18 protein-coding genes and 2 pseudogenes are annotated in these 20386 nt (G+C 70.6%); 5 read left to right on the forward strand and 15 right to left on the reverse strand.

From position 1 onward, the window contains the following. Positions 1–225: 225 nt before the first annotated feature. Positions 226–591: pseudogene (locus LQ326_RS15800) on the forward strand (nucleotidyl transferase AbiEii/AbiGii toxin family protein); the annotation flags it as partial. Between the two features lie 397 nt (positions 592–988). Here LQ326_RS15800 and LQ326_RS48670 read toward each other — a convergent pair. From LQ326_RS48670 to LQ326_RS15815, 3 genes and pseudogenes are all read right to left on the reverse strand, one after another. Beyond that, positions 989–1489: pseudogene (locus tag LQ326_RS48670) on the reverse strand (NADPH-dependent FMN reductase); the annotation flags it as partial. Positions 1490–1933: 444 nt separating this feature from the next. Continuing rightward, positions 1934–3262 carry a class I SAM-dependent RNA methyltransferase gene (locus tag LQ326_RS15810; RefSeq protein WP_234537027.1) on the reverse strand — a complete coding sequence of 443 codons (1329 nt, stop codon included), beginning with the start codon at positions 3260–3262 and terminating at the stop codon, positions 1934–1936. Positions 3263–3359: 97 nt separating this feature from the next. Then, positions 3360–5405: an APC family permease gene (locus LQ326_RS15815; RefSeq protein ID WP_234537030.1), complete on the reverse strand. Its 2046-nt coding sequence runs from the start codon at positions 5403–5405 to the stop codon at positions 3360–3362. 363 nt (positions 5406–5768) lie between these two features. Here LQ326_RS15815 and LQ326_RS15820 point away from each other — a divergent pair, with 363 nt between their 5' ends. Both LQ326_RS15820 and LQ326_RS15825 read left to right on the forward strand, forming a co-directional pair. After that, entirely contained in the window at positions 5769–6440 is a 672-nt protein-coding gene (locus LQ326_RS15820; protein ID WP_234537033.1) for a potassium channel family protein, read from the forward strand. Then, on the forward strand, positions 6440–7111 hold the full coding sequence (locus tag LQ326_RS15825; RefSeq protein ID WP_234537036.1) for a potassium channel family protein: 672 nt from the start codon (positions 6440–6442) through the stop codon (positions 7109–7111). The genes LQ326_RS15820 and LQ326_RS15825 overlap by 1 nt, the downstream gene beginning before the upstream one ends. A gap of 57 nt (positions 7112–7168) precedes the next feature. On the opposite strand, the gene LQ326_RS15830 is transcribed toward LQ326_RS15825, so the two are convergent. From LQ326_RS15830 to LQ326_RS15865, 8 genes are all read right to left on the reverse strand, one after another. Further along, positions 7169–7936 carry a DUF3159 domain-containing protein gene (locus tag LQ326_RS15830; RefSeq protein ID WP_234537037.1) on the reverse strand — a complete coding sequence of 256 codons (768 nt, stop codon included), beginning with the start codon at positions 7934–7936 and terminating at the stop codon, positions 7169–7171. Positions 7937–7939: 3 nt separating this feature from the next. Beyond that, positions 7940–8338, reverse strand: coding sequence for an OB-fold nucleic acid binding domain-containing protein (locus LQ326_RS15835; RefSeq protein ID WP_181802759.1), 399 nt, complete (start codon positions 8336–8338; stop codon positions 7940–7942). A gap of 60 nt (positions 8339–8398) precedes the next feature. Further along, entirely contained in the window at positions 8399–9118 is a 720-nt protein-coding gene (locus tag LQ326_RS15840; RefSeq protein ID WP_234537039.1) for a response regulator, read from the reverse strand. Beyond that, complete coding sequence (locus LQ326_RS15845) at positions 9112–11664, reverse strand: sensor histidine kinase (RefSeq protein ID WP_234537041.1); 2553 nt, start codon at positions 11662–11664, stop codon at positions 9112–9114. The genes LQ326_RS15840 and LQ326_RS15845 overlap by 7 nt, the downstream gene beginning before the upstream one ends. Before the next feature lie 158 nt (positions 11665–11822). After that, positions 11823–12992, reverse strand: a complete 1170-nt coding sequence (locus tag LQ326_RS15850; protein ID WP_372496860.1) for an alginate lyase family protein — start codon at positions 12990–12992, stop codon at positions 11823–11825. A 199-nt stretch (positions 12993–13191) separates the two neighbouring features. After that, the gene (locus LQ326_RS15855; RefSeq protein ID WP_181802763.1) at positions 13192–13953 is read right to left on the reverse strand and encodes a DUF3710 domain-containing protein; all 762 of its coding nucleotides are present in this window, start codon (positions 13951–13953) and stop codon (positions 13192–13194) included. 1 nt (position 13954) lies between these two features. Continuing rightward, positions 13955–14536, reverse strand: a complete 582-nt coding sequence (gene dut, locus LQ326_RS15860; RefSeq protein ID WP_234537043.1) for a dUTP diphosphatase — start codon at positions 14534–14536, stop codon at positions 13955–13957. Further along, positions 14533–15117, reverse strand: coding sequence for a PaaI family thioesterase (locus LQ326_RS15865; RefSeq protein ID WP_234537045.1), 585 nt, complete (start codon positions 15115–15117; stop codon positions 14533–14535). Before LQ326_RS15865 ends, dut begins: the two co-directional genes overlap by 4 nt. Before the next feature lie 58 nt (positions 15118–15175). Here LQ326_RS15865 and LQ326_RS15870 point away from each other — a divergent pair, with 58 nt between their 5' ends. Next, positions 15176–15643: a DUF3093 domain-containing protein gene (locus LQ326_RS15870; protein WP_234537046.1), complete on the forward strand. Its 468-nt coding sequence runs from the start codon at positions 15176–15178 to the stop codon at positions 15641–15643. Positions 15644–15827: 184 nt separating this feature from the next. Here LQ326_RS15870 and LQ326_RS15875 read toward each other — a convergent pair whose 3' ends face one another. The 4 genes from LQ326_RS15875 to LQ326_RS15890 form a co-directional block, all read right to left on the reverse strand. Beyond that, a complete protein-coding gene (locus LQ326_RS15875; RefSeq protein WP_234537050.1) occupies positions 15828–16784 on the reverse strand; it encodes a hypothetical protein in 957 nt (318 codons plus the stop codon). Between the two features lie 13 nt (positions 16785–16797). Beyond that, positions 16798–17094, reverse strand: coding sequence for a DUF4193 domain-containing protein (locus tag LQ326_RS15880; RefSeq protein WP_003997302.1), 297 nt, complete (start codon positions 17092–17094; stop codon positions 16798–16800). A gap of 403 nt (positions 17095–17497) precedes the next feature. Next, on the reverse strand, positions 17498–18757 hold the full coding sequence (locus LQ326_RS15885) for a sensor histidine kinase (protein WP_234537324.1): 1260 nt from the start codon (positions 18755–18757) through the stop codon (positions 17498–17500). A gap of 5 nt (positions 18758–18762) precedes the next feature. Beyond that, positions 18763–19416 (reverse strand): response regulator transcription factor, encoded by a 654-nt coding sequence (locus tag LQ326_RS15890; RefSeq protein WP_003993508.1) that lies wholly within the window; start codon positions 19414–19416, stop codon positions 18763–18765. A gap of 418 nt (positions 19417–19834) precedes the next feature. On the opposite strand from LQ326_RS15890, the gene LQ326_RS15895 reads away from it, so the two are divergent. Next, entirely contained in the window at positions 19835–20008 is a 174-nt protein-coding gene (locus tag LQ326_RS15895; RefSeq protein ID WP_181802767.1) for a hypothetical protein, read from the forward strand. Positions 20009–20386: the final 378 nt, after the last annotated feature.

The following is a 20386-nucleotide window of genomic DNA, read 5'->3' on the forward strand; positions in this document are numbered from 1 at the left end:
GCAGGCGATGGCCATGGCGCCTCCGGATGACTGCGTTGGTCGGGACGTCCCCGATTCTCCCGAGGGCAACTGACGGACCGCTGACGGGAGGTCGAGGGCGACGGCCGGAGAACAGCTCAATGAGCACGCGCTGGGTGCCGTCGAGACCGGGCTCAGCGCGCTGCGGTGCGTGTCGGTCGTACGGGAGCGCACGTGAGGTCCGCGGCGGGGAGCCGGCCGGTGGCGAGGGTGCACGCGCTGGAAACTGCCCCGTTGTCCGCTCGATTCACTGTGTCCGCCCCGACCACCGGGCAGGAATGCGAAGTCGACATCCTCAGGGAGATCTTCCGGCGGCCGGTCGCCCAGAGCCCGTACGGGACCGTCCTCGCGGAGTAGGACGTGATCGGGACCAAGGTCCGCGCCCTCGCCGACAGCGGAGCGCCCCGCGACCTGATCGACGTGTTCGCGGCCTCCCGCCGCTGGACCAACGCCGAGCTCGAGGAGTTCGGCCGCCGCCACGCCCGCGGCCGCTGCGAGCGCGAGGATCTGCAGGCGAACCTCACGGGCGCCGAGTGGACCGACGACGAAGCCTTTGCCGCCTACGGGCTCGACGTCGGGAAGCCGGCGCGAACAGGTCAGCGCGCCGTGCGCCGCCGGATACCCGTACGCCGCATCCGGCGGTCAGCCGGCCTGCCGGAGGCGTCCCCCCTTCGCCCACCGGGTGAGGGCACGCCGCCTTTGGCACCCGACCTGCGCCAGTGCCCGGCCGCACCGTGCGAGCAAGGGTGAAGATCATGCTGGAGGCACTGCTCCCCCGTGATCTCCAGCTCCGAGGATCACGGTCGACCTTTCATCCGTGCTGCCGCTCGGCGGGAACCGAGCGCGTGTGTGAGCCGCAGCGTGGCCGGTGTTGCGGTCCTGCTCGCAGCCGAGGCGCAGCCTTCACCGGCGTGTGAAGTGGGCTGCGGGCCGGAGCCGTCGTGTGAGAGGAGGTCGTGCGGGAGGTTCTTCAGGAAGCTGCCGAGGCTGCGCTGTTGCGGGTGCAGGCGAGGGCGTTGCTCCACGACAGGAGCTGGTCGAGCATCGCCGTGAGGGCGGGGCCCTGGTGGTCGCCGGGGGTGAAGGTGGCGCCGAAGTCGGCGAAGTCGGTGCGCAGGTTCAAGGTGACCGTCGCGGAGACGTCCGCGAGCTGCAGGGCGCCCAGGACCGGGCGCAGGGCTTCGACGGCGCGCACGCCGCCGTCGAAGCCGTAGGAGACGAGGCCGACGGCCTTGTTGTTCCACTCGGCGTGGACGCGGTCGACGTGGAGGCTGCCGTCGGTCTCCCGGTGGGCGAGGACACCGCGCTCGTGCCCCAGGGCGATGAAGAACCCGCCGCCGATGACCGCGGCGCTGCGCGGGTGGCGGGTGTCGGCGTCGAACAGGTCGGTCTCGACGAAGGAGATGCCGGTGTAGGGGGGCCGGGCGCTGGAGGCCAGCGACCGAATCCGGGCGCACCTACCTGCGGCTCCTGCTGCTGTCGCCCCTGCTGCTGCCGCTGTTCCGCTCGTCGCACGGCTGGTGATCGGTCTGGGGTACGTGCGTCTGGAGAGTCTGGCCGGCATCGCGCAGTACGACTTGGTCACCTGGATGCCTTGCTGGCTCCTCGGTTTGGCCCACCGTGACAGGCTGCTGCACCGGCTCAAGGCGCCCGTGGTCGCCGGTCACCCATGCCAGCACCGTACGGCCGCCACCCCTGCGGTGACGCCTCGTCAGAGCGAGCGTCATCTGAGCCTCAAGACGGCTGTCGCCGTCCGGGCCGAGATACGTAAAGACGATCACGTCGATTCGACAGCCACCACAGGAAGGCCAGGTCGGACAGCCTTCGCTGGCCAAAAAGGTGCTCCACACGGTGCGCTCGGGGAAACAGGTCGCGCCCACCCGGCCGCACCTGAGGCGCCTATGAAAGTCGCAGCTCAGAGCCCCTTTGCAGCAGGCTCCAGAATCGCCACGCACTCCACGTGCGAGGTCATCGGAAACAGGTCGAACGCCCGCAGTGTCCGTACCCGGTACCCCCCGTCCCGGAAGTACGCAAGGTCGCGGGCGAGTGCGGCCGGGTCGCAGGCCACGTACGCGATTCTGCGGGCGTCCAGTGACACCAGGTGCTCCACCGTCTTGCGGCCGGCGCCCGCGCGGGGCGGGTCGAGGACGATGAGGTCGGCCTGCGTGATGCCGGTGCGCGGGAGGACCGTCTCGACCTTGCCCTGCTCGACGCGGACCCGCGGGAAGCCGGCGAGGTTGTGGCGGGCGTCCTCCACCGCGCGCTTTCCGGACTCGATGCCGAGCACCGCGCCCTTCTCGCCGAGGCGGTCGGCGAGCGCTCCGGCGAAGAGGCCGACGCCGCAGTAGAGGTCCAGCGCCATCTCGCCCTTGCGCGGGAGGAGACCCTGCATGACCGCCGTGACCAGGGTGTCCGCCGCCTTCGGATGGACCTGCCAGAAGCCGCCGCTGCTGACCCGGTGGGTGCGGCCGTCGGCGCGTTCACGGACGAAGGCGCGGCCGTGGACGCGGTGGATGCCGCCGTCGTGCTCGTCGACCCGCATCACCGAGACCGGCCGGTCGAGTTCGACCAGGGGGAGCCGGGCGCCCGGGCGCGGCTCCAGGATGACCATACGGTCCTGGGAGCCGGTCGCGGCGATCGCCTCCACCGCCGCCATGCCCGACCAGTCCCGCTCCTCGATGCCCAGCTCGCTGACGCCCGGCGCCGCGATCATGCAGTGCTCGATCGGCTCCACCTCGTGCGAGCGGTGCCGGCGCAGTCCCGCGTTGCCGTCGGCGTCGACGGCGTACTGCACCCGGGTCCGCCACTGGGGCACCTCGCCGGGCGGCAGCTTGTCGCCCTCGGCGGGCATCACCGTGCCGTCCCAGCCGGCCTCCTCGGGAGTGAGGCCCGCGAGCCGCTGGAGCTGTTCCGCGATCACCTCGCCCTTGAGGCGGCGCTGGGCACCCGGCTTGGCGTGCTGCCAGTCGCAGCCGCCGCAGCGGCCGGGACCGGCGTAGGGGCAGGGGGCCGCGACGCGGTCCTTGGACGCCTCCAGGACGTCCACCGCGTCCGCCCGCAGGAAGCGGGCGCCCTCCTCGCCCTCGGTCACCCGGACCACGACCCGCTCGCCGGGCAGCGCGTGCCGGACGAACAGCACCTGGCCCTCGGCGGTCCTGGCGATACAGTGCCCGCCGTGCGCGACCGGGCCGACCTCGACCTCGTACTCCGTCCCCACCAGCGATTTCTTCGGTTCTGCCTGCATGGCGGGGTGACTCCAGATCAAGGGGGAGGGAAACGGCCCGGGCGAGGGCCGACGACAGCCCACCAGTCTACGGGGTCGCCGGCGCTCTTCCGCCCGCTCAGCCGCCGCTGTGTTCCTTGGGCCGGTGCTCCGCCGGACCACGCCGCACCGCGCCCGGCGCGTTCCACTCCTGCCGCTTGCGCGCCCGGAGCTTGGCCGCCTCGGAGGACGCCAGCTGGTAGGGCACGGACGTCACCATCACGCCGGGCGTGAAGAGCAGCCGGCCCTTCAGGCGCAGCGCGCTCTGGTTGTGCAGGATGTGCTCGTACCAGCGGCCGACCACGTACTCCGGGATGATCACGGAGACCGCGTCCCGCGGGGACTGGGCGCGCAGGCCCTTGACGTACTCGATGATCGGCCGGGTGATCTCGCGGTAGGGCGAGTCGAGGACCTTCAGGGGTACGTCTATGCCCCGTCGCTCCCACTCCTCGCGCAGCGCCTTCGTCTCGGCCGGGTCGACGTTGACGGTGAGCGCCTCCAGGGTGTCCGAGCGCATCAGTTTGGCGTAGGCCAGGGCGCGCAGGGTGGGGCGGTGGATCTTGGAGATGAGGACGACCGAATGGACCCGGGAGGGGCGGACCAGGTCGTCGTCCGGCTCCTCGGGGGCCGAGATCTCCTCGGAGACGCGGTCGTAGTGCTTACGGATCGCGGTCATCGTGGCGTAGAAGATGCACATGCCGAGCAGCGCCACCCAGGCGCCGTGGGTGAACTTCGTGACCAGGACGACGACCAGCACCAGGCCGGTGAAGAAGGCACCGAAGGCGTTGATCGCGCGGGAGCGCATCATGTGGCTGCGCTTGGCCTGGTCCTCCTCCACCGCCAGGTGGCGGTTCCAGTGCCGGACCATGCCGGTCTGGCTGAGCGTGAAGGACACGAACACGCCGACGATGTAGAGCTGGATCAGGCGGGTCGAGTCGGCGCCGTAGATGACCACCAGCAGGGCGGCCGTGCCGGCGAGCAGCACGATGCCGTTGGAGAAGGCGAGGCGGTCGCCGCGGGTGTGCAGCTGGCGCGGCAGGTAGCGGTCCTGGGCGAGGATCGAGCCGAGCAGCGGGAAGCCGTTGTACGCCGTGTTGGCGGCCAGGAAGAGGACCAGGGCGGTGGCGGCGGCGAGCAGCACGAACAGGAAGCTGCCCTTGCCGAAGACCGCCTCGGCGACCTGGGAGATCACCGGGTTCTGGACGTAGCCGGAGCCGATCGGGACGCCGCCCCGGATCAGGTCGGTGGCCGGGTTCTCCGCCATGCGGACCTTGGTGGTCATGGCGAGCGCGATGATGCCGCAGAACATGGTGACCGCCAGCAGGCCCATCATGGCCAGGGTGGTCGCCGCGTTCTTCGACTTCGGCTTGCGGAAGGCCGGGACGCCGTTGGAGATGGCCTCGACACCGGTGAGCGCGGCGCAGCCGGAGGAGAAGGCGCGCAGCAGGAGGAAGACGAGGGCGAAGCCCGCCAGGCCCTGGTGCTCGGCCCTGATGTGGTAACCCGCGGTCGGTGCGCGCATCGTGTCACCGAGGACCAGCCCCCGGAACGCACCCCACGCGATCATGATGAAGACGCCGCCGACGAACACGTACGTCGGGATCGCGAAGAGCTTGCCGGACTCCTTCACACCGCGCAGGTTCATCAGCGTCAGCAGCACGATCACGGTGACCGCGCACAGCACCTTGTGCTCGACGACGAAGGGGACCGCGGAGCCGAGGTTCTCGATGCCGGAGGCGATGGAGACGGCGACGGTCAGGACGTAGTCGACGAGCAGGGCGCTGGCGACGGTCAGGCCCGCCCTGGAGCCGAGGTTGGTGGTGGCGACCTCGTAGTCGCCGCCGCCGCTCGGGTAGGCGTGCACGTTCTGCCGGTAGGAGGCGACCACCGTGAACATCAGCACGACGACCGCGACCGCGATCCAGGGGCTGAAGTGGTAGGCCGACACGCCCGCGATGGACAGGACCAGCAGGACCTCCCCCGGCGCGTAGGCGACGGAGGACAGCGGGTCGGAGGCGAAGACGGGGAGTGCGATGCGCTTCGGCAGGAAAGTTTCCCCCAGCCGGTCACTGCGCAGAGCGCGCCCGATCAGGATCCGTTTGGGCACGTCGGTCAGTTTGGACACGAGAGAGGATCGTAGGCCTTCCACCTGGCGGGTCTCCAGCCGCAGGACGTGATCTGCCTCCCGAGTGAAAAAGGTGACGGCTGGAACTTCGGATTCCGCAGCTTACGCCCGATCCGTGCCTAGATGGCAGACCCCGCCTGTCTTCTCGCTTCGGAGGTCCCATGCCCGCGACCGCAGAGCTGATCGGTGCCACGGTCGCCCTCCTCGGCCTCGGAATCCTCACCGCCTGGAGCGTGCGCAGCATCACTCGCCGATGAGCGTGTCCGAGGGGTGCCCGGCCGGGACGGTGCGTGTGTAGCTTGGGGCTCGGTCTGAGACCCTGATGGGGCTGAGCAGTAACTTCTGAACACCGGAAGGACGGTCGTGCACATCGTCATCATGGGCTGCGGCAGAGTGGGTTCCGCTCTCGCCCAGACCTTGGAGCAACAGGGGCACACGGTCGCCGTGATCGACCAGGACCCCACCGCCTTCCGCAGGCTGGGCCCGGGATTCGGCGGCCGCCGGGTCACCGGAGTCGGCTTCGACCAGGACACCCTGCGCGAGGCGGGCATCGAGGAGGCCGGCGCCTTCGCCGCGGTCTCCAGCGGCGACAACTCGAACATCATCTCCGCGCGGGTCGCCCGCGAGATGTTCGGGGTGGAGAACGTCGCGGCCCGGATCTACGACCCCCGGCGCGCCGAGGTCTACCAGCGCCTCGGCATCCCGACCGTGGCCACGGTCCGCTGGACCGCCGACCAGATGCTGCGCCGGCTGCTGCCCTCGGGCGCCGAGCCGCTGTGGCGCGACCCCACCGGCGGGGTGCAGCTCGCCGAGGTGCACGTCTCCCCGAAGTGGGTCGGCCACAAGATCAGCAAGCTTCAGGAGGAGACCGGTGTCCGGGTCGCGTTCCTGACCCGGCTCGGCGAGGCGATGCTGCCCACCTCGCAGACGGTCCTGCAGGAGGGCGACCTGGTGCACGTGATGATGCGGACGGACGACGTCGGCACGGTCGAGGCCGCCTTCGCCGGGGGTCCGGAAGAGGAGGGCGGTCACTGATGAGGGTCGCCATTGCCGGGGCCGGTGCCGTCGGCCGCTCGATCGCGGGCGAGCTGCTGGAGAACGGCCACGAGGTCCTGCTGATCGACAAGGCCCCGACCGCCATCTCGGTCGAGCGGGTGCCGCAGGCGGAGTGGCTGCTGGCCGACGCCTGTGAGATCACCTCGCTGGACGAGGCGGCGCTGCAGCGCTGCAACGTCGTGATCGCCGCGACCGGCGACGACAAGGTGAACCTGGTCGTCTCACTGCTCGCGAAGACAGAGTACGGCGTTCCGCGCGTCGTCGCCCGGGTCAACAACCCCAAGAACGAGTGGCTGTTCAACGAGTCCTGGGGCGTGGACGTCGCCGTCTCGACGCCGCGCCTGATGTCGGCCCTGGTGGAGGAGGCGGTGTCGGTCGGCGACCTGGTCCGGCTGCTGCGCTTCAGCCACGGCGACGCCAACCTGGTGGAGCTGACGCTGCCCGAGGAGTCGGCCCTGGCCGGCACCCAGGTCGGCGACGTGGCGTGGCCCGAGGACACCTCCCTGGTCACGATCATCCGCGGCAACCGGGTCCTCACCCCCTCCCGCGAGGACTCCCTGGAGGTGGGCGACGAACTCCTCTTCGTGGCCGCCCAGGCCCGGGAGGAGCAGCTGGAGGACCTGCTGTCGGTACGGCGGGAAGAAGGCTGACGTACGCACCCGGAAGGGGCGCCCTCCCCGCGGCGGGCGCCCCTTCCGTCGTGTCGCCTACTTGCGGTGGCGTCCGCCGGAGGCCTCACCGCTCTCCGCGGCCAGTGCCGCCTTGCGCTCCTCCTCGGCCTTCTCCGCCGCCTCCATCTCCGCGAACACGTCGATCGGCGCCGGCGCCTTCGCCAGGAAGACCCAGGTGAGCCAGACCGCGAGCAGGAACGGCGGGATCTTCAACGCGACGAGCACCCAGCCGAGCTGGGCGGTGTTGGCCCACCAGTACAGCGGGAAGAGGATCGCGCACTTGGCGAGCAGGATCAGGCCCCAGGCCCAACTTGCCTTGGCGTATGCCTTCTTGCGGCCGGGGTTGCGGCTGCGCCAGGAGAGGTTCTCCTTGAAGACCGGGCCGAGGATCAGCCCGATCAGCGGGACCCCGCACAGGGTCGTGACGATGTACGCCAGCGCCAGGCCCAGCGTGTAGAGCATGCCGGGCAGGTAGAAGTCCTTGGCGTTGCCGGTCATCATCGCGAAGACGACACCGAAGGCGACGCCGAAGACCCCGCTGAAGGCGTGCTTGACGGTGTCCTTCATGGCGAGGCGGACCACCACCAGCACCACGGAGACCGCGAGGGCGGCGATCGCCGACCAGTGCAGGTCCTTGTTGATGGTGAAGATCGTGACGAAGAGCAGGCCGGGCAGGACCGTCTCGACCATGCCCCGGACACCGCCGAACGCCTCGAAGAGCGCGGCCTCGGTCACCGCCCGTGCGTCTTCCGCCCGGGCGTTCGCCGTCTGTGTGTCTTCGGTCGGCTTGTCGAGCGACGTCACCGGCTACTCCCTACCGAGGGGTCTCAGTTCGTACTTGGGATTGAACAGCACCCGGCGGCCCCGGCTCAGCGAGATCCGGCCCGATGCGATCAGCCTGCGCCCCGGTTCTATGCCCACGATGGAACGCCTGCCGAGCCACACGACGTCCAACGCTGCGGAGCCGTCGAACAGCTCGGCCTCCAGGGCCGGGACTCCGGCGCGCGGTCGCAGGGTGACCGTGCGCAAGGTACCAGTAACGGTGACGATCTGCCGGTCCTGGCAGTCACCGATCCGGGTACAGCCCGCCGTGTCGGCGTCCTCACGCAGCTCCTCGGACTCCAGGTCCTCCTGCGACGAGGAGAGCCGGTCGAGCATCCGCCGGAACCGGCCGGCCGGCTTTTCGGAACGAGGAACAGCACTCATATCTGAAGCGTACCGGGGCCCGCCGACACCGCCGCAGCCCAGCTCACCCTTCGAACCGGTTCACCTCTCGAACCGGTACCCCATCCCCGGCTCCGTAATGAAGTGCTTCGGGTGCGACGGGTCCGTTTCCAGCTTCCGGCGCAGCTGTGCCATGTACACGCGCAGGTAGTTGGTCTCCGTCCCGTACGACGGCCCCCACACCTCCTGCAGCAGCTGCTTCTGGCTGACCAGCCGGCCGGTGTTGCGGACCAGCACCTCCAGCAGGTGCCACTCGGTCGGGGTGAGCCGGACGTCCCGGCCGGCCCGGTTGACCTTCTTCGCGGCCAGGTCGACGGTGAAGCCCTCGGTCTCCACCAGGACGTCGTCCTCGCCACCGCCGGCGACTGGCTCGGCGCGGCGTACGGCGGCCCGCAGCCGGGCCAGCAGCTCGTCCATGCCGAAGGGCTTGGTGACGTAGTCGTCGGCGCCCGCGTCGAGCACCTTCACCTTCTCGTCGGAGGAATGGCGGGCGGACAGGACCAGGATCGGCACCCGGGTCCAGCCGCGCAGCCCCTTGATCACCTCGACGCCGTCCATGTCCGGCAGACCGAGGTCGAGGACGATCACGTCGGGGTGGCGGGAGGCGGCAAGTTCGAGGGCGGTGCGGCCGTCGGGGGCCGCGTCGACCTCGTACTTGCGCGCCTTGAGGTTGATCACCAGGGCACGCACGATCTGCGGCTCGTCGTCGACCACGAGCACACGCGTGGGGGGCTGGGGGGCACCCCCGGTCGCGCTCAGCATGAGGCCTGCCTTTCCGGTTCTGCCGCGGGTGCCGCCACGGCGGTGGTGACCGATCCTGCCGCACGGAGGCTGAGGACCATGGTGAGCCCGCCGCCGGGCGTGTCCTCGGCGTTGAGGGTGCCGCCCATCGCCTCCGCGAAGCCCCGGGCGACCGCGAGCCCGAGTCCGACCCCGGCGCCGCGCGGAGCGTCACCGTAGCGCTGGAAGGGCTCGAATATGCGTTCCTTGGCCTCGTCCGGCACGCCGGGCCCGCGGTCCGCGATCCGTACCTCCACCCGGTTCACGATGGCGCTCGCGGAGACCAGTACGGGCCGGCCGGACGGGCTGTACTTGACGGCGTTCTCGACCAGGTTGGCCACCGACCGCTCCAGCAGCCCGGCGTCGGCCTCGACCATCGGCAGGGTCTCCGGGACGTCGAGGCACACGCTGCCGTCCGGTACCCCGACCAGCGCCATCGGGACCACCTCGTCGAGGTCGGTCTCGCGGACGAGAGGGGTGACGGTGCCGGTCTGCAGCCGGGACATGTCGAGCAGGTTGCCCACGAGGTGGTCCAGCCGGTCGGCGCCCTCCTCGATGCCCTCCAGCAGCTCCGCCCGGTCCTCCTCGGACCACTCCACGTCGTCCGAGCGCAGCGACGTCACCGCCGCCTTGATCCCGGCCAGCGGGGTGCGCAGGTCATGGCTGACGGCGGCCAGCAGAGCGGTACGGATCCGGTTGCCCTCGGCGAGCGCGCGGGCCTGCTCGGCCTCCTCCTGGAGGCGCCTGCGGTCCAGGACGACGACCGCCTGGGCGGCGAAGGCGGCGAGCACCCGGCGGTCCTCGGCGGGCAGTACCCGGCCGGTCAGCGCGAGGGCCATCCGGTCGCCTATCGGCACGTCGACGTCGGCGTCCTCGGGGCGCTCCAGGTCGGGCCCGAACCCGGCGCGGCCCGCGCAGGTCCACGGCTCGACGCCGCCCGCCCGCTCCAGGAGGGCGGCGGACTCCATGCCGAAGGTCTCCCGGACCCGTTCCAGGAGCTCCTCCAGGCTCGTCTCCCCCCGCAGCACGTTCCCGGCGAGGAAGGAGAGGATCTCCGACTCGGCGCGCAGCCGGGCGGCCTGGTGGGTGCGGCGGGCCGCGAGGTCCACGACCGAGGCGACGGACAGCGCGACCCCGAAGAAGATCACGATGGCCACGATGTTCTTCGGGTCGGCGACGGTGAGCCGGTGCAGGGGCGGGGTGTAGAAGTAGTTCAGCAGCAACGACCCGAAGGCCGCCGAGGCCAGCGCCGGGAAGAGCCCGCCGAGGAGGGCCGCCGCGACCGTGAAGGTCAGGAAGAGCAGCATGTCGTTGGCGAGGCCGAGGCCGACGGTGCTGAGCAGCACCGCCATGACGGCCGGGCCGGCCAGGCCGACCACCCAGCCCGCGATGATCCGGCCGCGCCCGAGCCGGGCGCCCCGGGCCACCGGCAGCCCGCGGCCCTTGCCGGCCTCGCCGTGGGTGACGATGTGGACGTCCAGGTCGGGTCCCGACTCGCGGGCGACCGTGGCACCGACGCCGGGTCCGAGGACGTACTGCCAGGCCTTGCGGCGCGAGGAGCCGAGCACGATCTGGGTGGCGTTGACGCCGCGCGCGAAGTCGAGCAGGGCCGCGGGGATGTCCTCGCCCACGACGTGGTGGAAGGTGCCGCCGAGGTCCTCGACCAGGGTGCGCTGGACGGCGAGTTCCTTCGGGGAGGCGGAGGTCAGCCCGTCGCTGCGGGAGATGTAGACGGCGAGCACCTCGCCGCCGGCGCCCTTCTCGGCGAGCCGGGCGGCCCGCCGGATGAGCGTCCGGCCCTCCGGCCCGCCCGTGAGCCCGACGACGATCCGCTCCCGTGAGCCCCAGATCGCCGAGACCTGGTGCTCGCTGCGGTACTGCTTCAGGTACTCGTCGACCCGGTCGGCGACCCACAGCAGCGCCAGTTCGCGCAGGGCGGTCAGGTTGCCCGGCCGGAAGTAGTTGGACAGGGCCGCGTCGACCTTGTCCGAGGTGTAGATGTTGCCGTGCGCCATGCGCCGGCGCAGCGCCTGGGGCGACATGTCGACGAGTTCGATCTGGTCCGCGCGCCGTACCACCTCGTCGGGCACGGTCTCCTGCTGGCGCACGCCGGTGATGGACTCGACGACGTCGCCGAGCGATTCGAGGTGCTGGATGTTGACGGTGGAGATCACGTCGATCCCGGCGGCCAGCAGTTCCTCGACGTCCTGCCAGCGCTTGGCGTTACGGGAGCCGGGGACGTTGGTGTGGGCGAGTTCGTCCACCAGGGCGACGGCGGGGGCCCGGCGCAGTACGGCGTCCACGTCCATCTCCGTGAACATCGCGCCCCGGTACTCCAGCTCCCTGCGCCGGCTCTCCTCCAGGCCGTGCAGCATCACCTCGGTGCGCTGCCGGCCGTGGTGCTCGACGAAGGCGACCACGCAGTCGGTGCCCCGCTCCACCCGCCGGTGCGCCTCGGAGAGCATGGCGTAGGTCTTGCCCACGCCCGGTGCCGCACCGAGATAGATCCGAAGCCTGCCGCGTGCCATGGTCCTATTGTCTTCCCGCGATTGCCGTCTACGCAGCGACGACCTTACGGCGAGCGATCCGGGCCGGCGGTGCGGGAACCCCCGGCAGCGGGCATCCTTGACGCAACTCTGACGGGCGCCGGTGCCGTGGCTCCGGCGCCCGTGGCGTTCCCGTCCGTTCAGTTGGGGTTGTCGCCGTGCGTGAGGGTCTCCCAGGCGACGAAGAGGTTGTTGGTGCCCGCGGGGCGGTTGCCCAGGGTGAGCGTCTGGGTGTTGGTCATGGCGATGCCGAGGCGGTTGTGGAGGGCGTTGTAGCCGACCTCGGTGACCGGCCCGAGCCCCAGGTTCAGGGAGCCGCCGCAGAGCCAGCCGGGGACGGCGGTGCCCAGCTGGTACTTGGACTGGAAGCCGAGCGCCTGCCGCAGCCGCTCGCCGACGTCCGTGCCGTAGAGGTCCTCGCCCTGGATCCGGCTGGTCTCGGCGACGTGCGAGATCGAGGAGATGCCGTACCCGGTGTGCGTGAAGTCCCGGCAGGTCTCCTGGGTGAGGCCGGTGACGAAGGTGGACTGGCCCTGCCAGTAGGAGACGATCTTGGCGGTGGTGTCCAGGTTCTGGCTGGGCACGGTCTTCGGCACCGAACCGTCGGAGGCCAGGTAGACGTAAGCGGCCGTGCGGGTGCGGAACTTCGCCATGGCCGTGTCGTACGACGCCCTGTCCTCCAGGAAGACGGAGATGCCGACGGCGGCCTCCATCATCGTCAGCTCCCAGTTGCCGTTGGAGTTGGAGCCCTTGATGACGGTGGGCAGGTAGACGTCGCGCAGCATGGTGGCGAAGCGGGCCTCGTTCGCCCAGGTGCCGGTGTACGTGTACCTGATGATCTCGGCGGCCTTGGGCCAGGTGGAGCCCGCCCAGCCGGTCTGCAGGGGCGCGTTGCTGTTGGTGTGACCGGTGATCGTGACCGACCAGGCGTCCATGATCTGGATGGCCTTCTGGGCGTAGCGGGCGTCCTTGGTGACATACCAGGCGAGGGCGTCGGTGTAGGCGGCGATCGCGTCCTCGCGCTCGTCGGTGCAGCCGTAGTTCGGGTTCGAGTACGAGCCGCACTCGACCGTCGCCCAGGGGGTCGGCGTGCGGTTCAGGTCGGCGTACTTGCTCGCCATCATCTGGTCGTAGGCCGCCTTCCAGGGCTGGGCGCCGGCCAGCACCTCGGTGCGGGCGAAGTCCAGCTGTGCCTTGGAGACGGTGACGCCGGGGTGCACGAAGGTGGTGGGGGCGGAGTGGGCGGCGGGGGCGGTGAGGGCGCCCAGGAGCAGGGCTCCCGCGGCCGCGAGCAGGGGGATGCGACGCACAGCGACTCCGTTCTCGTACGTTCTCGTATGTGAACTTGGAGCGCCTCTGTGAACATAGGCGTTGATCCGAGACCGTAGGTACGGACCAGCCTTCCGTCAAGGTGTGAAGTAAGGGAGAGCCGTTCACACGGGACCCCGAGCGCATGTGAAAGGGCCGCATCCCGCGCGGGATGCGGCCCTTGTCGCCTTGCCTGCTCTCCTACCGGACCTCGGTGATCTCCGGTCCGCGCTGGAGCTGGCCCATGCCGCCGGAGAAGCGCGAGGACTCCTCCTGCTGGACGCCCTCGGGAACCATCTGGGCGTCGTTGGGCAGCTTCAGGACGATCGGGTCGCGGGGCGCCATCGGGCCCTCGCCACGGACCACCACGGTGTCCCGGAAGATCTGCTCCAGGAGCCCGGCCGCCTGCGGCTGCACCGCGCCCTGCCCGGAGATCACACCGCGCAGGAACCAGCGCGGACCGTCCACACCGACGAACCGCACGACCTGGAAGCCGCCCGTGCCGTCCGGCAGCTGCACCGGCACCTGGGCGCGCAGCTCCCAGCCCAGCGGACCCTCGACCTCGTCGACGATGCCGCCCTGCTGGGTGATGCCGGTCGCGATCTCCTCGCGCACCTCGCCCCAGATGCCCTCGCGCTTGGGCGCGGCGAAGGCCTGCAGCTGGATGGCGCTGTCGCGCAGCACGACGGTCGCCGCGACGATCGCGTCTCCCGCGACCTCGACCCGCAGCTCCATGCCGTCCACGCCGGGCACGAACAGACCGCCCAGGTCCACCCGGCCCTCGCCGGGCTCGCGCACCTCGGTGTCGTCCCACGGCCCGTCGGGCCGGGGCTCCGGCTCCAGACGAACGCGCTCGCGCTCGCCTTCTTCCCCGTCCGCCTCGGTGTCGACGCTGTCGACGACCTGCTCGGCCTCGCCGGCCGCGTCCTCGGCGGCACCCTTCTTCTTGCGACGTCCGAACACGTCACTGTCCTTCCCGGTCGGATACGACCGAAGCGTATCGATTCCCACCCGTCCGACCGCCCTCGGCGGCCTGACCGCTTGTGCCGCTCGCGTCGCCCACCGCGGCATGACCGCCGGTGGACCCGAAGCCCCCTTCGGCCCGCGCCGAGCCGGGAAGTTCCGCCACCTCCTGGAAGCGGACCCTCTCGACCTGCTGGACGACCAGTTGGGCGATCCGGTCGAAGCGCTCGAACCGCACCGGCTCGCGCGGGTCGAGGTTCACCACGATCACCTTGATCTCCCCACGGTACCCGGCATCAATCGTCCCTGGGGCATTCACGAGGGCCACACCGCACCGGGCGGCGAGCCCCGAACGAGGGTGCACGAAGGCCGCGTACCCCTCCGGGAGGGCGATCGACACTCCCGTGGGCAGTACGGCCCGTTCACCGGGCTTCAGCTCGCACGCCTCGGTGGTACGGAGATCGGCTCCCGCGTCACCGGGGTGCTCGTACGCCGGAAGCGGCACGTCCGGATCGACGCGGCGGACGAGGACGCCGAGCGGGGCCGGCGGACGGGCCGGGGCGACCGGGATTCCGGGGTTCACGGATTCACCTCGAAGGCGCGGGCCCGCCGGACCTGGTCGGGGTCCTTCATGGCGGCCTGGATCTCTTCCTCCCGGCCGTGATCGACGAAGTGCTCCACCGGGACCTCGACGAAGAGGGCGTCGGCGCGGACCGCGACGGGTCCCTCGGGGCCGTCCACGCGTCCGATGGCGGTCGAGTAGATCTTCCGGCCGGCCACGGCCACCACCTCCGCCTCCAGGTGGAGCGTGGTGCCGACGGGCACGGGCCGCACGAAATCGGTCTCCAGGCGCCCCGTCACGGCGATCTTCCGCAGCAGCCAGTTGAGCGAGCCCAGCGTCTCGTCGAGGGCGGTGGCGAGCACGCCGCCGTGCGCGAGGCCCGGGGCGCCCTGGTGGGCCGGGCGCACGGTGAACTCGGCGGTGATGGAGACCCCCTCGCCGGCCCGTGCCTCCAGGTGCAGGCCGTGGGGCTGCTCATGGCCACACCCGAAACAGTGTTCGTAGTGTGCACCGATGAGCTCGCCGGGCGCGGGCGCGTCGGGGTGCCGCTCCGGTTTCCGGGCACCGGCGGGAGGCTGAAGAGCTGCGGAACTACGACTCACAGCCGCAGACCTTACCCGCGCGTCCGGTGAATCAGGACACCGTGCCAAGCTTGGCTCCATGCAGCTCTCCGCCACCCCGTACGAAGAACGCCTCACCGCCCCCCGGTCGTGGTGGTTCATCAGCTTTCTCGTGGGCGTCTCGTTCGCTCTGATACTGCTGCCGTTCGGCACCCTGCCGATGCTGGGCGGCCTGGTCGGCGGCACCGCGGCGGCGGCCGTGATGGCCAGCTCGTACGGCTCCCCGCGCATCCGCGTGGTAGGCGACTCGTTGATCGCCGGCGAGGCGAAGATCCCGGTGTCCGCCCTGGGCCCGTCGGAGATCCTGGACCCGGAGGAGGCGCGCGCCTGGCGCACCTACAAGGCCGACGTCCGCGCCTTCCTGCTGCTGCGCTCCTACATCCCGAGGGCCCTGCGCGTGGAGGTCACGGATCCCGAGGACCCGACGCCGTACCTGTACCTGTCGACCCGGGAGCCGGAGGCGCTGGCCGCGGCGATCGAGGCGGCGAAGAGCAGCACGAAGGCGTAGCACCTCGGTCGCCGGTCGCTGCTCCGCCGCCGGTCTCTTCTCTCGCCGGTCTCTTCTCTCGCCGGTCTCTTCTCTCCGCCGCTCGGCCGGTTCTCCGGCGCCAGGCCTGTTCTCCGCCGTGACGGCGCCGCGCCACGAATGCCGGGCCCCGCGGTGCCGAACCGGCCGCGCACCCGGGACGCCGTCAGCCCCCGAACTCCTCCGGGAGCTCCGCGATCGGCAGGGGTTCGGCCGGCTCCTCCAGCGGCGGCAGCTGAGGCAGCGCCTCCCAGGGCACCTGGATCTTCCTCAGGTCCGCCCGGATCCGTGCCGCGAGTCTTCTGGTGTCCCGGCGGTTCATGACGGCCCCCACCGCGGCGCCCACCATGAACGGCATCAGGTTGGGCAGGTCCCGCACCACCCGCTTCATGATCTGCTGGCGCAGGTTGCGCTTCACCTGGCCGCCGAGGGCCGTGTTGATCGTCGACGGCTTCATCACGTCGATCCCGCGCTCCCCCGACCAGGAGGACAGATACGCGGTGCTGCGGGCCTTCAGGTTCCCCGGCGGCCGCACGCCGTACACCTCGTGGAGCTCGGCGATCATCTTCAGCTCGATCGCCGCGACCCCGGTGATCTCCGCGGCCAGCTCGGTCGGCATCGCCGGCGGCACCGGCAGCATCGCCGCCGCCCCGACACCGGCCCCGACCGCCGAGGTCGCGGCCGCCGCGCCCGCCACCAGCTTGTCGGCGAGCTGCTCGGGCCCGAGGCCCGGGAAGTGCCCTCGCAGGGTCGCGAGGTCGCGTACGGGGACACGCGGGGCGATCTCGATGATCCGGTCCGCGAGGTACGCCAGCCCCGCTTTCGCCCGGCTGCCGCCCCTACGGGCGCCTTCGCGGGCCATGTCCACAGCCTTGTCACGGATGACCGCGACCTTCCCCCACTCTCGAATCCGTTCGAGCGGGGGGACGTCCGTCTTGCCGACGGGCGCAGGCTGATCCACCGGCGCCGGGAGGTCGCCCCGGCCGGCCGCCGGTTCGAGCGAGGCTCCCGGATCGGATGAGCCCCGCTCGTCGTCGTCATGCGCGCCTGGGCCGTTCGACAGCCCCGAGTCCGCTCCCTGGAAGGGGAGACGGCGCTTCCGAGGTGGGGTCGAGCCAGTCATGCCCGACCCTTCCTCAGTCGCAGTCGCGGCAGATCGGCTGACCGTTCTTCTCGCGGGCCAGCTGGCTGCGGTGGTGCACCAGGAAGCAGCTCATGCAGGTGAACTCGTCCTGCTGCTTGGGCAGCACCCGGACGGCCAGCTCCTCGTTCGAGAGGTCCGCGCCGGGCAGCTCCAGGCCTTCGGCGGCCTCGAACTCGTCGACGTCCACCGAGGATGTCGACTTGTCGTTCCTCCTGGCCTTCAGCTCTTCAAGGCTGTCCGAGTCGACGTCGTCGTCGGTCTTGCGTGGAGTGTCGTAATCGGTTGCCATTTGTCGCTCTCCCCCTCTGGGTGTCTGCGGTGTCTCCAGCGCACGTAACGCGTGAGAGGCCGGACTTGTGCCCGACCTGAGGCGGAGATTTTGCCTCACATCAAGGTCTGTTACTCAATCGACACCCAACCGGACCCCTCAAGAGTGATCGGGTTGAATGGCGATGGGGACCGTACACGGTTCTGTCGCGGCACTTCAAAGGCGCCTCACCCTGTACTTCCCGTGATCAAGACCCCTGAAAACAGGGATTTTCCGGGCTTTATTCCCCCAGCCATGATCACGGAGAGTAGATGGCCTGAAATCCGCCCTTGTGATCGATCACACAGAGGGGAATGTGCCGCGCCGTTGGAAAATTCAGCGCAAAGCGAACATCCCCCGCGTGTGTCGCGATCTTGTAACGGCATCAGACCGGCAGCGTGACCCTCATCACGAGTCCGCCGCCCTCCCTGGGCTGGGCCGCGATGTGCCCGCCGTGCGCCCGGGCCACGGACCGCGCGATGGACAAACCCAGGCCCACCCCCTTGTCGCTGCCCGTGCGCTCGGTACGGAGCCGTCTGAAGGGCTCGAAGAGGTTGTCGATCTCGTACGCCGGCACCACCGGCCCGGTGTTCGCGACGCACAGCACCGCCTGCCCGTGCTGGATGTCCGTGTCGACCTCCACCCAGCCGTCCTCGGGCACGTTGTAGCGCACCGCGTTCTGCACCAGGTTCAGGGCGATCCGCTCCAGCAGCACGCCGTTGCCCTGGACCACGGCCGGCTTGCGCACGCCCCGGATCGTCACACCCTTGGCCTCCGCCTCCGCCTGCACCTGGTCGACGGCCTGGGAGGCCACCTCGGCCAGGTCGACCGGTTTGCGCTCGACGATCTGGTTGTCGCTGCGGGCGAGCAGCAGCAGGCCCTCCACGAGCTGCTCGCTGCGCTCGTTGGTGGCCAGCAGGGTCCTGCCGAGCTGCTGCAGCTCCACGGGCGCGTCCGGGTCCGAGAGGTGCACCTCCAGGAGCGTACGGTTGATCGCCAGGGGCGTGCGCAGCTCGTGCGAGGCGTTGCCGACGAAGCGCTGCTGGGCGGTGAAGGCCCGCTGCAGCCGCTCCAGCATGTCGTCGAAGGTGTCCGCGAGCTCCTTGAGCTCGTCGTCCGGGCCGTCCAGCTCGATCCGGCGGGAGAGGTCCGAGCCGGCCACCGCGCGGGCGGTGCGGGTGATCCGGCCGAGCGGGGAGAGCACCCGGCCGGCCATCGCGTAACCGAACGCGAAGGCGATCACGGCGAGACCCAGCAGGGCGAGGAGCGAGCGGCTGAGCAGGTCGTCGAGGGCCGCCTGGCGCTGGTGGTCGACGCACTGCGCGATCGCGTTGTTGAAGTCCTGCAGCGGCACCGAGTTGGCCGTGCTGGCCATGTTGATCGCGGGGCAGTTGTCGCTGGAGACCTGAAGTTCCTGGAACTTGACGATCTTGAAAAGCGGCTGGTTGCCGGTGCTGATCGCCTGGGCGGCGAGCAGGTAGATGATCGACAGCAGCAGGATGCCGGCGATCAGGAACATGCCGCCGTACAGGAGGGTGAGCCGTATCCGGATGGTCGGGCGCAGCCACGGGAAGACCGGCTGCGGCCTTCTGGGGTCCCAGGTGGGCTTGGGAGGCGCCTGCGGGGGTGCGGGAGTGGTGGCCACGGTCATCAGATCCGGTAACCCGAGCCGGGGACGGTGACGATCACCGGGGGCTCGCCCAGTTTGCGGCGCAGGGTCATCACGGTCACCCGCACGACGTTGGTGAAGGGGTCGGTGTTCTCGTCCCACGCCTTCTCGAGGAGCTGCTCGGCGGAGACCACCGCGCCCTCGCTGCGCATCAGCACCTCCAGCACCGCGAACTCCTTCGGCGCGAGCTGGACCTCCTTGCCGTCACGGAAGACCTCGCGGCGGTTCGGGTCGAGCTTGATGCCGGCCCGCTCCAGGACGGGCGGCAGCGGCACGCTGGTACGCCGGCCGAGGGCGCGCACGCGCGCGATGAGCTCGCTGAACGCGAAGGGCTTGGGAAGGTAGTCGTCGGCGCCGATCTCCAGGCCCTCCACGCGGTCGCTGACGTCACCGGACGCGGTCAGCATCAGCACGCGGGTGGGCATTCCGAGCTCGACGATCTTGCGGCAGACGTCGTCGCCGTGCACGAGGGGGAGGTCACGGTCGAGAACGACCACGTCGTAGTCGTTGACGCCGATGCGCTCCAGGGCGGCCGCACCGTCGTACACGACGTCGACGGCCATGGCCTCCCGGCGCAGTCCGGTGGCCACCGCATCGGCGAGCAGTTGCTCGTCCTCGACGACGAGTACGCGCACGTCGCTTGTCCTTCCTCTGTCCACTCGCGTAGCGCGCACCGGCGCCCGCGGGCAGGGGTCTTCATGGGTGTGTGACCTCCATCCTGCCCTTTTCGGCCATAAGTCGGCAGTAAGACGGGGGGCCGCACAGCGGGATCGGAGGCGGTGGGGCGGGAATGCGGGATTTTCTCCTGCGGTTGAGGTTTCCACGGAGGAGAGCGGGGGGAGGACGGCATGTACACCCCGCGATCACGCTCTGCATGTGCCGCAGCACCATGCGGTACGTACACCGCCGCTACAGCAGAGTGGACGATGGGGGTGTCCGGCACCGTCGCCGCCCGGCACGGCAGCGCTGGGCACCCGCGAGAGACGTGATCGCCCCTTCCCGACGGCACACCCCCGTGCCACCGACCCACGACCCAGGACGAGGGGGCGCAGCATGGACGCATTCACCGCAGGACTTCTGCAGCGCATAAAGGCGACCGAGTCCGACCTCACGAGGGCTCGTGACGAGGGTGACGACTTCCTCGTCGAAGTGGAACAGGCCGAGCTCGACGACCTGCGCCGCCTCGCAGCCGAACACGGTGTGGAAGTCGGCGCGACCAGCGTCTGACAGTCCCGCAGCGCAGCAGCACAGCACCGCGAGAGCAGGGCCCCGGCGAATCCAGCGCCGGGGCCCCGCTCGTGCCTGATCCTTTCCCAGCGCAACAGCGTTCGATTCCTGCCTCACCCGGCCACGGCGCGGGACTTTTCCGCGAGAGCGCACCCACCGCTCGAAACGACCGCGCCCGGAATCCCGGCCAAAGGTGCCCGCACCCCTCGGGGATCAATGCCCGAAGCCGCCGGCCAGACCGCCCACGGCGACCGAACCGGGACCCGCACCGCCGACACTCTCCCCACCGCGACGACGCCCGGCCACCACGACGGTGACCGGCCGCGCCCTGCCGGCCAGACCGCCCGCGACCACTCCCCCACAGCCGAACCGGGCTCC

The sequence above is a fragment of the Streptomyces shenzhenensis genome, assembly GCF_021462265.1.
GTDB classification, from domain to species: domain Bacteria; phylum Actinomycetota; class Actinomycetes; order Streptomycetales; family Streptomycetaceae; genus Streptomyces; species Streptomyces shenzhenensis.

Bases quoted from the DNA above. Each gene is read 5' to 3' on its own strand.
- LQ326_RS15835 (WP_181802759.1), bottom strand. From the start codon at position 8,338: ATGAGTGCTGTTCCTCGTTCCGAAAAGCCGGCCGGCCGGTTCCGGCGG.
- LQ326_RS15895 (WP_181802767.1), top strand. From the start codon at position 19,835: ATGGACGCATTCACCGCAGGACTTCTGCAGCGCATAAAGGCGACCGAG.
- LQ326_RS15870 (WP_234537046.1), top strand. From the start codon at position 15,176: ATGCAGCTCTCCGCCACCCCGTACGAAGAACGCCTCACCGCCCCCCGG.
- LQ326_RS15825 (WP_234537036.1), top strand. From the start codon at position 6,440: ATGAGGGTCGCCATTGCCGGGGCCGGTGCCGTCGGCCGCTCGATCGCG.
- LQ326_RS15880 (WP_003997302.1), bottom strand. From the start codon at position 17,094: ATGGCAACCGATTACGACACTCCACGCAAGACCGACGACGACGTCGAC.
- LQ326_RS15840 (WP_234537039.1), bottom strand. From the start codon at position 9,118: ATGCTGAGCGCGACCGGGGGTGCCCCCCAGCCCCCCACGCGTGTGCTC.
- LQ326_RS15875 (WP_234537050.1), bottom strand. From the start codon at position 16,784: ATGACTGGCTCGACCCCACCTCGGAAGCGCCGTCTCCCCTTCCAGGGA.
- LQ326_RS15845 (WP_234537041.1), bottom strand. From the start codon at position 11,664: ATGGCACGCGGCAGGCTTCGGATCTATCTCGGTGCGGCACCGGGCGTG.
- LQ326_RS15810 (WP_234537027.1), bottom strand. From the start codon at position 3,262: ATGCAGGCAGAACCGAAGAAATCGCTGGTGGGGACGGAGTACGAGGTC.